Genomic DNA, 13,337 nt, shown 5'->3' on the forward strand with positions numbered 1-13,337 from the left:
TCCAACCTGTAGATTCTGTGTAATAGTTAAGACAATTCGGAAACCGAAGAGGTTTTATTCAAGAGCAGGTTGAACTCCTTGGTGAGTTATATCCTGCTCTTTTTGGTAATACTGCAATGTAGAATTGGTCATAATGGGTTGACAATCAACTATAAAATAAGCTCTAACTTTACAAATTAAAATAAATATAACCATAACTAGACAAAAACATGGTTTTGGTATATCTTAGTAGTCAGGACATTAACGAGGGGGGCAATTTTTATGAGTATGGATATATATCAAAAATGTATGCTACTTTTAGAGCAGAGAACAGTTATATGTGATGGTATTAAAGCAGGATTTAAGAGACATCAGCTATACCTAGAACTATTTTCTGATATAGAAACAGATACTTCGAATCCCAAAAACCGTTATGACCTTGTTAACACGGAAGTAATTAATTCTATTAAGAAACATCCGCACATGCAAATCGAGATTGAGAAGAAAAAGTCTGGATTCCATCCTTACATAGTATTAAGAGAAAAGCTAAGGAATATATCTGTTCTTGTCTTACCATTAGCAACTAAAAAAGACATGTTTGACAGTGCCAGTACGTACAGAATGAATTTTTCTGTCTCTAATATCCCAAGGTTAATTGAGGAAGGATTACCTGAAGATTCTCCGGATATTGATATTCAATACCAGCGGGCAATACATCCGTTGGGTACGGAGAATTATCCCTTTGGGCTAATTGTTGTATATGATCCTCATGATGGTTCAATCAGAGAAGGTGCGTTACTGCCTGATCATACGGACTGGATATTTTTAGAGGATACTACGAGTATGGTATTAAGTAATAGTTTAGACAATGTTAAGCCGATTAATGTTTATGAGAACAGTGAGGATATCAAGATACCGTTTAAGGAGACAGCGCATCAAACTGACGAGGATATCCCTCTAAAGCTGAAATTTGATCCGTCAGTATGAAAGTAGGAAAGTATTATGATTAAGGAAGATCAGAGAATCATCCCAGCTAGACTTAAAGAGGCTCGTTTAGTAAGAGGTCTAAGTATTAATGAACTCGCGTCTAGAGTAGGCCTTTCTAAACAAGCTATATCTCAATATGAGCTGGGAGAAAACGAACCAAAACCTGGTACGATGATGGGGATTATACGGGAGTTGGATTTCCCTAAGAGTTTTTTCTATAAGACTTATGAAGAACATATCATAGGTAATACTTTCTTTAGGGCATCTGCAGCAGCAACGAAGAAAAACAAGGAAATTCAATACAATAAATCAAAGCTTGCAGGATATATATATGATTATCTGCAAAAGTACATTGAATTCCCTGAGCTGAACTTACCTGATCTATCTTCATTTGATCAAGCTGATTGGGATGATGATTCTATAGAGATTCTCACGGAGAATGTCAGACAGTTTTGGGGACTTGGAGAAAATCCTATCAATAATATAGTTAATCTTATGGAACGAAACGGTATTGCTGTTTTTTCTATTGATATGGAGAGTTTGAAAGTAGACGCGTTCTGTCAATCCAGAAAAGGGCGTCCATATATTTTCTTAGGGAATGATAAGGAGTCTGCTGCAAGAAGACAATTTGATGCGGCTCATGAAATTGGCCATCGCTTGATGCACAATCATATTCACAACCAGGATATCCTCTCAAGAGAGGAATTCAAGATCATTGAGAATCAGGCGAATCGCTTTGCATCCGCATTACTATTACCTGCAAAGGCATTTGCAAAGACAGTTACTTCTACAAAGTTGATTCACTTTATAGAGTTGAAAAAATATTGGAAAGTATCAATCGCAGCTATGTTATATCGAGCTCAAGAATTAGGGATAATTGATCAGAGCAGATATACTTCTTTATTGAAGCAAATGTCCATTCACAAGATGAGATCAAAAGAACCGTTAGATGATGTGATTCCGGTTCCTAAGCCTATTCTGTTGAATAAAGGCATAAAGATGTTACTACAGGATAATTTTAAAAATGAGCTGCAAATTATCAATGAAAGTGGTGTACCGCGAGAGTTTATCGAAATGCTTTGTACCATGGATAAAGGTTCACTTAAACTTAAGGAGATCGAGCCTACGCTTAGACTAATTGTTAACAATCAAAAAGATGCATGAACCTCTTAGAGTCTGAAAAAACCTCGGAGGTTTATGCATGCATATTGATACTGGTAGAGCTTCTTGCTATATCCAACTAGAGGCTTCCTGCTTTTTGGTATTAAGCGGGTGTAGGCATCCCCTGAATTCTAACTGAACATGAATATTTAAGAGAGCGTCCCTTGCTGGGCGCTTTCTTTTTATATAAATATTCTTTAAAAGCCGAATGCCTGAATTATAGCGCAATCGGCTTTTTTTCGTTGAAGGGAGGAAAACGAATGAAAAAGGTAGTCGCCCATGCTCTATTGTAAAATAATGCATAATTCATCAAGTTGAAAAGGTGTGAAATTCCATAATAACTCGAAAGCTACCAATAAATTAATTAAAGAAAAGTCAACGTATCTGTGCAAAACGCACATAAACCGATGAACTGATCCCTTGGTCAGAAGCAGCTCTTGAAAACAATCCCACAACCTGGTCATATCTATTAAATATAGCTAGTTATTGACTCACAAGAACCTCTCATTGATGAGATGTTTACTCTAATAATTAAAACTAAAGATTATTTGAGATTCGATGTGCAAAACAAGAAGGGATAAAGTTTCGAAGCTAAAGTCAAAGGAGAATAACAAATAGATAATGCTTGTGATATGATTGTTAGCTTTGTAAATTAAAGATCAAGCGCCCTTACCCCTCCCGGGTAAGGGCGCTCTTCTTTTCCCCACAAAACTTCTAACTCTTAATAGCCCCCATCATAATCCCCTTCACAAAGTACCTTTGCACAAAAGGATACACCATAATGATCGGCAGCGTGGCGACCATGGTCACCGCCATCCGAATGCTTTCACTGGATACCGGGATTCGCTTGGAGCCCTGGGCCAGCTGCTGGGCGTCGGACATCATGCCGGCGGTTTGGAACTGGTTGAGGATCTTCACCAGGACGGCCTGCAAGGTCTTGAGCTCCGGCTTGTACGTATACACATAGGAGTCATACCAGGAGTTCCAGTGGCCGATGGCCAGGAACAGACCAATCGTGGCGAGCACCGGCACGCACAGCGGCATAATAATGCGGAAGAACGTCTGCAGGTCGTTGGCACCGTCGATTTTGGAAGATTCTTCGATCTCGCCGGGAATCTGCTCCATGAAGGTACGTACGAGAATCATCAGGAACACGCCGATCAGGCCAGGGAAGATGTAGACCCAGAAGGAGTCGATCAATCCCAGGGAGCGGATAATCATATACGTTGGAATGAGCGCCGCCGAAATACATCGTGAATACAAAGAAGAAGGAGAAGTATTTCCATCCGAGCAGGCTGCGCTTGCTGAGTGGATAGGCGAGCAGGGTGATGAAGAAGATGGATGCCGCCGTTCCGACAACCGTCCGGAGTACGGTAACCTTAATCGCGTTCCATATTTCCGGATTCCGGAAGATGGTCACGTAGCTCTCGATGGTCGGCACTCTCGGCCAGAAGTACAGATTGCCCCGCATTGTATCGGTCGCATCGTTCAAGGAGATGACCAGGATGTTCCAGAACGGGTAGAAGGTCACGATAAAGATGCAAGTCAGAAATGCATATAAAGCGGCATCGAAGATACGTTCAGACGCGGTTTTTTTGCTAGTCATGGGTGGACCTCCTTATGTTTAGAATAGGGACTGACCGTTCAGCTTCTTCGCCGTGTAGTTAACGATGACCACGATGATGAAAGCGACCACGGAGCTGAACATGCCGACGGCTGCCGCATAGGAGAACATGCCGTTCTGGATACCGTAGCGGAACGAATAGGTGGACAGTACATCTGAGTATTCCCGCGTCAGATCATTACCCAGCAGGAAATGCTGGTCGAAGCCCGCGTTCAGAATACCGCCGAGTGCCAGGATCAACAGAATGACAATCGTCGGTTTCAAGTGAGGCAGGGTGATAAACCGGATCTGCTTGAATCGGTTCGCGCCATCGACTTTGGCTGCTTCATACAGCTCTGGGTTGATGGACGAAATCGCCGCCAGATACATAATCGAGCTGTAACCCATATCCTTCCACGTGTTACCGAGCGCAACGATCCACCAGAAGTATTGACCATTCTGTAGGAATAAAACGCTTTCATTGGTGATGTGGAAGAACTTTAGTATCCCATTTATTGCGCCATCGGATGACAGCAGGGTAACGATGATGTTCGCCGCAATTACCCAGGAAATGAAATACGGAAGATAGGAGGCGGTTTGCACCGTCTTCTTAAACCTTACACTCTTGATCTCGTTAATCGCGATGGCAATCAGGATCGGCATCGGGAAGGAGAACAGTAGCGTGATCAGCGTTGAAGCCAGCGTGTTCCGCATGACGATATAGAAGTCGCCGTTGTTGAAGAAGTAACGGAACCATTCGAAGCCTACGAATTCACTCGTAAATAGGGTCGACCAGAAGCCGCCCAGCGTCGGCTGGTAATTGACAAACGACATGTATAAACCGACCATGGGTGTATACGCGAAAATAATCGCCCAGATCAAACCGGGCAGCATCATCAGGAATAAATACTTCTGCTGCTTTAGAATGGTCCAGCGGTTTTTTCGGGGAGGACTAAGATTCAGGTCACTCCGCGTCTGTAAAGTTGTAGCAGGTTTCATATGGGGCACCTCGCATCTCAAGTTATCTAAAATTATAAGACTCCGAAAAAATGAGTGTCGATATGACAATGTAACGAAAGATGCTTGAAAATAACTTACATTGTATGTTCCCATAGTTATAATGACGAAATCGCTATAATATTAAGGGATAAGCTGACACAGGGGGTAGTGAACATGTATAGCATTTTTCTAGTGGATGACGAAGAGCTTGAACTTGAGATGATCAGAGACTATATTCGCTGGGAAGAGATGGGGATATATGTCGCCGGAACAGCCCTGAACGGTAAGGATGCATTGGAGAAGATCGAGGTGATCCAGCCTGATATCGTATTGACCGATGTCCAGATGCCTGTGATGAACGGGCTTGAAATGGCTAAGCAGGTGAGTGAGCAGTTTGACTGGATTCAATTCGTATTCTTGACCGGACATGATGAATTTAATTATGTGAAGTCAGCCTTGAATGTGGGAGCGGTCGGCTATTTATTAAAGCCGCTTGATCTGAGCGAAATTGTAAGCGTTATCGAGAAAGTGAAACAGCGCTGCGAGGAAGTGCGGATGAAGAACCGCTCGATTCGTGTAACGAAATCCAATATTTTAAGAGAGATGATCTTTGAGAAGGACGAGGAACGATTAATCAATCTTGCAGGCAGCTACCAGAAGCTGTCCCGCCATACGGAGCCAAAAACCTATACGCTTACGCTGCTGAGCATGGACAGTCCGAGTGGTACGGTGCCGGGCTTGTCCCTTGAAGATGGTATGACACGCCTTCACTCCTATATGGAGGAGTGGCTTGTGGATAAGAAGCTGCAAGCTGACTTTGTCGTCTGCCGGGAAGGAGAGCTTGGCATCTTCATGGATTCATCCAACCATCTGAGCCGATTTGCGTGGGAGGATGTGCTGAAGCAGATGCAGGAGAAGCTTGGCTTTACCATTACAGCAGCAGTGAACGAGGAGCCGGAGGAGCTGTCACGAATCCAGAATAGCTATCAAGAGACAAGGTTCATGCTCGATGAGATGTTCTACGTCGGGAATGGAAGAGTGATATACGCCAAGGATGTGCAGCGGCAGCTGGGCAGTCGGCAGATCCCGCCGTTTCAAGATACGGCTTATTTCGAAGACATACATCAGCTGGCATCCGAACAAGCCGCACAGAAGCTGCGGGAGTATTTCAAGCGGCTGGTTATGCTGCGGATTACAAAAACGGAGGTGTGTGACTTTGCAATTGGTCTGGTGGAACGCCTGCTGGAGCAGATTCATGAACCGATGACGGAGAGTCATAAGCGGGCAGAGCTGTATCACTCGATCTATCAGTGTCGCACCATTATTGAAATCGAGGGCATCGTGATGGCGTATGCAGAGCATGCAATCGATACGCTCGAACACCGGTTCATGGACAAGAATGCGAGGCTGGTGCATCAGGTTCGAACGACCATCGATCAGACCTTCCATCAATCCATTACCATCAACAGTCTGTCCGATCAAGTATATCTCTCGCCCAACTACTTGCGTTCCATCTTCAAAGAGAAGACCGGCATGACGATCCATGATTATTTAACGAGAATCCGGTTGAATAAAGCCAAGGAACTGCTGGCGGATGAGTCGCTTAAAGTGCAGGATATCGCCCAAAGAGTCGGCTACGAGAGCACGTCCTACTTCATTTCCTTATTCCTGAAGAGCCAAGGAGTCACGCCTAATGAATACCGCAAACACATGTAAACCGCTCACTTGGCTCGGCCGCCTGGCACGCTCCTTCCCGTTTGGTCACAAGCGCGCTTATTCCAATTGGCGGCTCCGGCACAAGTTCTTTTTCATCTTCCTGATCGTGATCATTCTGCCGTTCTCGCTGCTGATCTATTACTCGTATACTTCGACCCGCAGCACGATTACAGAACATACCTATACGGCGTTGAACGGATCGTTGGCACAGATTAATACGAACGTGGAGAAACGACTGGAGTATTACCATCAGCTGTCGAACATTTTCTATATGGATGCGCAACTCCGCAATTATCTATCGACCGATTATGAGCAGGCGTACTATTATCTGGATGCCTTCGAATACATCAACCGGACGCTGTCGTCCCAGATGACCCTGAACGCCAACATTCTGGGCATTACAATCTATACGGATAACCAAACCTTGTATTCCGACGGCCAATACGTCAAGTATACGCAAGAGATGCCTCCATCGATGAAGGAACAGATCCTTCAGGCTGCCGGAAATACGATGTATTTCCATTCCGGGGATTCCTTAGCCGACGATGCCTATATTACCATTGCCCGTTCTTTAAGCTACTTCAGCTTGCAGCATCCCTACGGGATGCTGACCATGGACATTAACGATAACGAATTCTACTCCTTGATCAAGATGGAGAATTATAACAAGAGCGTCTATATCATCGACGAGAACGGTGGCGTGATCAGTACGGGGGATCAGGAGTTCAAGTCCAACGATCTATTTGCTGTATTTCCCATTCAAGAGAAGCTGACAGATGATGCTGGTAATTTCGATATTCGGATCGATGGGCAGGAGCGTTTCTTCACATATAAAAAGCTGAGCAATGGCTGGTTTACGGTTATCACCGTGCCTTATGACGAACTGCTGGCCAATACGAATCAAGCGACCAAGAATATCATCTGGTATTCTGCGGTGGCGATTCTCATTGCGATCCTGCTGCTCTATTTTACGACCAAGGTCATGACCAAGCGAATTGAGGTACTGCTGCAACAGATCCGGAGGGTGGAACGCGGGGATTTCCGGTTGTCGATCAAATCGATGGGACATGATGAAATCGGCCAGGTTTCATTTGCTTTCAATAAGATGGCGTCCACGATTGAGACTTTGATTCACGATGTGTATGAGAAGGAGATCGCAAGGAAGGAGTCGGAGCTGAACATACTTCAAGCGCAGATCAACCCCCATTTTCTGTACAATACATTGTCCTCGATATCATCATTGGCTATTAAGGAAGGGGCCATGCCGGTGTATCAGATGGTCAATTATCTGGCTAAGTATTACAGAGTCTCGCTGAATAAGGGAAAGCGCATCATTCTAATGGAGCAGGAGATCAACTTGGTGAAGAACTATGTTGCGATTCAGAAGATACGGTTTCGGGATAAGCTGCATATGCATTATGATCTGGATGAGCAGTTATTTGGAACCACGACGATCAAGCTCATTCTGCAACCGTTCATCGAGAACTGTATCAATCATGCCATATGGGACGAATCGGGGATCAACATTATCCTGAAGGTGAAGCGTGACGGGGAGGACATCTTGCTCCAGGTTATCGATGATGGGATTGGGATGACAACTGAACAGTTGGATCAACCTTTGACAAATCGGATAATCTATCCGGGTATGGCGTGAAAAATGTAGATGACCGCATCAAGCTCACCTACGGGGAGGAATATGGTGTCAGCATCTTTAGTCGTCTGGGCATCGGGACCGCGGTAACGATCCGTATACCTGCAATTTCCGATAGGCATCCTGCAAACCAACGGGATAGCAAACCTATACAATTGGAATGACAGACACTTTGCACTATGAATTGTAAGATTGCGTTATAGAACATTGAACTCCCGATTTTTACAATTATAGCTATATTCAATCAGATGAATATGACGACCTTAGAAAGGGGTTCAGGGAATGAAGAAACTAAAATTAATGCTGGCAGCAGCGCTCGTTATGACAACGCTTTCGGCATGCGGCGGCAGCCACAGTCGGCAACGGGCGGTGGCGATGATGACGGTAACGCACCCATTACATTAACCTGGTTTGACCAGAATACGGGGGATGCCTTTACGAATCCGGTGGCGCAAGTCATCACAGAGAAGACGGGGGTTACCGTCGAAATTCAGCAGCCAACGGGCAATCCGGTTGAGAAGCTGAATCTGATGCTAGCCAGTGGGGATCTTCCCGATGTTATTCTGATGAGTCGTGGAAGCGATATCATGAACAAGTACATTACCTCCGGCGCGGTCATCCCGCTGAATGATCTGATCGAAGAGCATGGACCGAATATTCAGAAAATGTACGGCGATACGTTAACCAGAACGAGAAACGAGGACGGCAACAATTATTACTTCTCCAACTGGTACGGTCTGGAAGAGTACCCGGTGTTCGGCTTCATGATGCGTAAGGATATTTTGAAGGAGCTTGGTGTCGGCGCTAAGGTCGATAACGGGGAGCCGTTCACGGCGGAGGAGTTCGAAGAATTGCTTGTGAAATTCAAAGAGGAATATCCGACCATCGATGGTAATGCGAGCATTCCGATGGCACTCAACGGCGAGAATATCGGAAGCGTATCCGGTAGTCTCAAAGGGATGTACGGCATGATGCCGTATTACGAAACGAATGGGGAACTGAAGAAGGACATTCGTGATCCGCGCTATCTTGAGATGGTCAAATTCCTGAATTCCTTGTACCGTAAAGGGCTACTGGATAAGGAATGGGCTACGATGAAGACCAAGCAATACGAGCAGAAGCTAGGTAACGGGAATGTGTTTGCAACGGCAGAAGCGCTGTGGAATGTCGGGAATGCGAATACGCTCCTCAAAGCCGAAGCAACCGATAAGGCAACTGAGGATGAGCGTCAATTCTATCAATATAAAGTACTTGCACCAGGCGTGAAGGCTGACGAGACAACCTACGGACCGAAGAGCTCCCTAGGATGGGATGGCGTCGCCATCAGCCGCTCCAACAAGGATCCGGTCAGAACGATGAAACTGCTGGATTTCCTAGCAAGTGAAGAAGGTCAGTACCTGTTGATGTGGGGGATTGAAGGCGAGCATTGGGATATGAAGGACGGCAAACATGTTCCAAGACAAGAAGTGCTCGATGATTTCCAGCGGAACTGGGATGAAGCTTCTCGCACAACGGGCATCCGCAAGTGGACTTGGATGATCAAGAACGGTCCTGGCGAAGATGGAACCCCTTATGACCTGATGGGTCGATATCAGACGGATCCGGTAACGGAACTGGCAATCAAGAATCTGGCGGACACGTCGTTTGATACAGCACCTTATGATAACCTGGGACCTGCAGGCGGAACGCCAGAGGCCATTATGGAGACAAAGGTGAATGATACCATTAACTCGTATTTCCTGAAAATGGCCTTGTCTCCATCCGAGAGTCAAGTGGAGGAGTCCTATAACCAGATGATGGCGGAGGTAGAGGCAGCAGGACTAGCTAAACTGGAAGAGATTTATACGGACAATTATAACAAACGACAAGCATTGTGGGATAAGTAAGCTGGTTAAGGAGAGTCAAAAGATGCTTCTTTTGACTCTCCCTTTTCTTTATAATTCAACAAACATCAACGTGCACTGGAAGGGTGATATTCAATGACTATACAATATCAAGATCAGCATCGCTTGTTTGCGATTCAGACGAATAACAGCACCTATCTATTTGGAATTAACGAAGAAGGAAGCTTGCAGCACCTCTATTGGGGATCGCCTGTCGAGATTGAAGATGCGGCACCGCTGCTTCAGCCGAGATCGCACAGTTCGTTTGACGCGGAAGTGCACTCCGAGGTAGAGGAATACAGCTTCTGGGGCGGGGTCAAATACAGCGAGCCCAGCCTGAAGGTTCGCATGCCTGACGGGGTGCGTGATTTGTCTGTTCGTTATGCCGGGCATGAGACCGTGGAGCTAGATGGCAGGAAGACTCTGATCATCACGATGAAGGATGACGTATATCCGCTTGAGGTTCAGCTCGCTTACCGGGTAATCCCCGAACATGACCTGATTGAACGTTCGGCCCGGATCGTGAATCGCGGCGAGGCGGATATCGTTCTGGAAAATGTGCAGTCCGCCGCTTGGGTCATGCCTTACCTGGCAGAATATCGTCTGACGCATGTGACGGGAAAATGGTCCGGTGAGTTCCAACTGCGGAATACCTTCCTCAGTGAAGGGAAGACGGTGCTGGAGTCCCGCAGAGGCTTTACGGATAGCCATGCCAACCCATGGTTTGCGATGGATGACGGACAAGCGACTGAATCGAATGGACAGGTATGGTTCGGCGCGCTGGCCTGGAGCGGGAACTGGAAGATTACGGCGGAGCGGACGGTATTCGATCATGTCCGGGTGACCGGAGGCATTAATGACTTTGATAGTGAGTGGGTACTGGAAGCGGGAGAAGTCTTCGAAGCGCCAAGCTTTGTCGGTGGATACAGCAGCGGCGGCTTTGGCGGGATGAGTCGTCAACTGCATCGTTATCAGTATTCGGATGTTCTGCCTAGCAGTGAAACCAGACCGGTGCTGTATAACTCATGGGAAGCGACGTATTTCGATGTCAATGCCAAAGATCAGATGGCGCTTGCCGAGCGAGCGGCGCGCATGGGCGTTGAGCTGTTTGTTGTGGATGACGGCTGGTTCGGGCAGCGGAATCATGACCGGGCGGGGCTAGGCGATTGGTTCGTGAACCAGGACAAATTCCCGAATGGGCTCGGCGAACTGATCGACAAGGTACATGAGCTCGGGATGGAATTCGGAATCTGGGTAGAGCCCGAAGCGGTCAATCCGGACAGCGATCTGTACCGTGAGCATCCGGATTGGGTGTACCATTTCGAGACGCGGAAGCGGTCCGAGCTTCGCAATCAGCTACTGCTGAACGTTTCGAAGCCGGAGGTTAAGGCTTACATTCTGCAGTTTATGACCGACCTGCTGGAGAAGCACGACATTAAGTTCATTAAATGGGATATGAATCGCACGGTGACAGAACCTGGCATGAAGGATCATCCGCTTCATCGGCAGAAGGAGATATGGATTCGTCACGTACAGAGCATATACGAGATTTGGGCGGAGCTGCGGCGCAAATTCCCGCATGTGGCGTTTGAGACCTGTGCCGGGGGCGGTGCGCGTATTGACCTCGGAATCTTCCGGTATGCCGACCAATCTTGGCCGAGCGATAACACCGATGCCTTTGACCGTCTCAGTATCCAGGAAGGCTTCTCGTATACGTATGCACCGCGGATGATGACCTGCTGGGTAACGGAGTCCCCGACCGGCATGAATAAGAGAGAGGTATCTCTGAAATATCGGTTCCACAGCTCGATGATGGGGACGCTCGGGATCGGCTCCAACCTGAATGAATGGAGTGATGAGCTGATTGAGCAATCAGCCGAGTATGTTGCGCTGTACAAGTCCATTCGTCATCTGGTGCAGTTCGGCAGCCAATATCGCTTGTCCTCGCTTCAACATAAAGGGGTAACAGCTGTGCAGTATGGCAGTGAGGATGGAAGCGACAACGTTCTGTTTGCGTTCCTGCACAGTCAGAAGCTGGGCGAACCGTTACCGAGATTACGGCTTACGGGACTGCAAGCCGATCAATCGTATGCCATTGAAGGATTGCCGGGCACGTGGAGCGGCAGGGCCTTAATGAACATCGGAATCGAGCTGCCCCTTCGCGGCGATTTCGATAGTTTGGTTTATCGGATCCAGAAGTTGAATTAAATGCAAAAAGCGTCGTATTGCCTTCCGGCTATACGGCGCTTTTTTAGATATTAGGATGATCCTGATTAAAGGGTGTATCATTGTGAAAAATCACCCCTTCCGGGTATCTCGGTACTCGGAAGGGGATTTTCCCATGATTTTCTTGAACAGCCGCGAGAAGTAGTAGGGGTCCTGGAACCCGAGGCGGTGGCTGATCTCCTTGATGCTCTGGCCGGTCAGGTCCAGATGCTGGCAGGCAAGCTGGATCTTAAGGCGCAGGTAGTAATCAATGGGGGAGTAGCCCGTCGCCTCCTTGAACCGAGATGTAAAGTGGGGAATCGATAGATTGGCCGCTGCGGCAAGTTCCTTCAGGCTTACATTGCGCTCCAGATGCTCGGTCATGTAGCGCAGCGTCTCGTCCATATCGTGCTTGCGTTGCTGTTGATGCCCCCGCTGCGGCTGGAGCTGAGCGAGCCGGAGGATGGCCGCCAAGTGGCCCGTTAACTGCGCGACATGGATGATATGGTTCAGCGTATATCCTTTTTGCAATAGATCATAACTCTCCTGGAACAACTCGACGATCTGTCGTGACTTATCAACGGCAATGACAGTGGGCTCGGCGGTGTCGCTATAGCCTTCGAAAAAAACTTCGGCATGCGCTCCCTTCATATGCCACCAGTAAATACTCCAGGGATGATTCTCCGCAGAGGCATATTCATGCGGAGTACCAGGCGGAATGACAACGACTTGGCCCTTGAGCAGTCGATATGTTTTATTACCGTTCAACCGGTACCAGCCTTCTCCTTCCACGCAATACATAACGATGTAAGCTCCACTGCCCTCCGGTCGTTCCCGATAATGATGTAGCGCACGCGGGAAATATCCGATATCCGTCACATGCAGGGGATGTACCAGCGGATGCTGGGCAGCTTCCTTCATAATATGATCCGGCAGGACAATAATTTTCTGGGACTGAAATCCGTCTGATTTTCGTAGGGTATCCATACTTCTACTATGATTTGCGGGTTGGATTTTGTCAACCGAATGACATGCGCAATAATCAGAATATAATCCATCATGAACATGAGATCGTCAATGGCTCTTGCCAACCCGGCCCTATAAGATAGAGACAGAAGCAGCCGAGTTTACGAAATAGAAAGGGATGATCATC

General features: G+C 47.0%; 7 protein-coding genes and 2 pseudogenes. 6 read left to right on the forward strand and 3 right to left on the reverse strand.

Annotation, left to right across the window (positions count from 1 at the left end):
• Positions 1 to 261 precede the first annotated feature (261 nt).
• A complete protein-coding gene (locus JCM10914_RS13100; protein WP_023961610.1) occupies positions 262 to 966 on the forward strand; it encodes a hypothetical protein in 705 nt (234 codons plus the stop codon).
• Positions 967 to 981: 15 nt separating this feature from the next.
• Positions 982 to 2,130 carry an ImmA/IrrE family metallo-endopeptidase gene (locus JCM10914_RS13105; RefSeq protein WP_023961612.1) on the forward strand — a complete coding sequence of 383 codons (1,149 nt, stop codon included), beginning with the start codon at positions 982 to 984 and terminating at the stop codon, positions 2,128 to 2,130.
• Between the two features lie 711 nt (positions 2,131 to 2,841).
• Here the strand turns inward: JCM10914_RS13105 and JCM10914_RS13110 are convergent.
• Positions 2,842 to 3,733 (reverse strand): annotated as a pseudogene (locus JCM10914_RS13110) (carbohydrate ABC transporter permease).
• A gap of 18 nt (positions 3,734 to 3,751) precedes the next feature.
• The gene (locus tag JCM10914_RS13115; RefSeq protein WP_023961616.1) at positions 3,752 to 4,729 is read right to left on the reverse strand and encodes a sugar ABC transporter permease; all 978 of its coding nucleotides are present in this window, start codon (positions 4,727 to 4,729) and stop codon (positions 3,752 to 3,754) included.
• A gap of 174 nt (positions 4,730 to 4,903) precedes the next feature.
• Between JCM10914_RS13115 and JCM10914_RS13120 the strand changes: the two genes are divergently transcribed.
• From JCM10914_RS13120 to JCM10914_RS13135, 4 genes and pseudogenes are all read left to right on the forward strand, one after another.
• Positions 4,904 to 6,445 carry a response regulator gene (locus JCM10914_RS13120; RefSeq protein ID WP_023961618.1) on the forward strand — a complete coding sequence of 514 codons (1,542 nt, stop codon included), beginning with the start codon at positions 4,904 to 4,906 and terminating at the stop codon, positions 6,443 to 6,445.
• Positions 6,423 to 8,099, forward strand: coding sequence for a sensor histidine kinase (locus JCM10914_RS13125; protein ID WP_023961620.1), 1,677 nt, complete (start codon positions 6,423 to 6,425; stop codon positions 8,097 to 8,099). Before JCM10914_RS13120 ends, JCM10914_RS13125 begins: the two co-directional genes overlap by 23 nt.
• Before the next feature lie 279 nt (positions 8,100 to 8,378).
• Positions 8,379 to 9,982: pseudogene (locus tag JCM10914_RS13130) on the forward strand (ABC transporter substrate-binding protein).
• Positions 9,983 to 10,075: 93 nt separating this feature from the next.
• Positions 10,076 to 12,187 (forward strand): alpha-galactosidase, encoded by a 2,112-nt coding sequence (locus JCM10914_RS13135; protein WP_023961624.1) that lies wholly within the window; start codon positions 10,076 to 10,078, stop codon positions 12,185 to 12,187.
• A 90-nt stretch (positions 12,188 to 12,277) separates the two neighbouring features.
• Here JCM10914_RS13135 and JCM10914_RS13140 read toward each other — a convergent pair whose 3' ends face one another.
• On the reverse strand, positions 12,278 to 13,171 hold the full coding sequence (locus tag JCM10914_RS13140; RefSeq protein WP_036718071.1) for an AraC family transcriptional regulator: 894 nt from the start codon (positions 13,169 to 13,171) through the stop codon (positions 12,278 to 12,280).
• Positions 13,172 to 13,337 lie beyond the last annotated feature (166 nt).

The sequence above is a fragment of the Paenibacillus sp. JCM 10914 genome, from assembly GCF_001315105.1.
Lineage (GTDB): Bacteria > Bacillota > Bacilli > Paenibacillales > Paenibacillaceae > Paenibacillus_AQ.

Bases quoted from the DNA above. Each gene is read 5' to 3' on its own strand.
- JCM10914_RS13100 (WP_023961610.1), top strand. From the start codon at position 262: ATGAGTATGGATATATATCAAAAATGTATGCTACTTTTAGAGCAGAGA.
- JCM10914_RS13105 (WP_023961612.1), top strand. From the start codon at position 982: ATGATTAAGGAAGATCAGAGAATCATCCCAGCTAGACTTAAAGAGGCT.
- JCM10914_RS13115 (WP_023961616.1), bottom strand. From the start codon at position 4,729: ATGAAACCTGCTACAACTTTACAGACGCGGAGTGACCTGAATCTTAGT.
- JCM10914_RS13120 (WP_023961618.1), top strand. From the start codon at position 4,904: ATGTATAGCATTTTTCTAGTGGATGACGAAGAGCTTGAACTTGAGATG.
- JCM10914_RS13125 (WP_023961620.1), top strand. From the start codon at position 6,423: ATGAATACCGCAAACACATGTAAACCGCTCACTTGGCTCGGCCGCCTG.
- JCM10914_RS13135 (WP_023961624.1), top strand. From the start codon at position 10,076: ATGACTATACAATATCAAGATCAGCATCGCTTGTTTGCGATTCAGACG.
- JCM10914_RS13140 (WP_036718071.1), bottom strand. From the start codon at position 13,171: ATGGATACCCTACGAAAATCAGACGGATTTCAGTCCCAGAAAATTATT.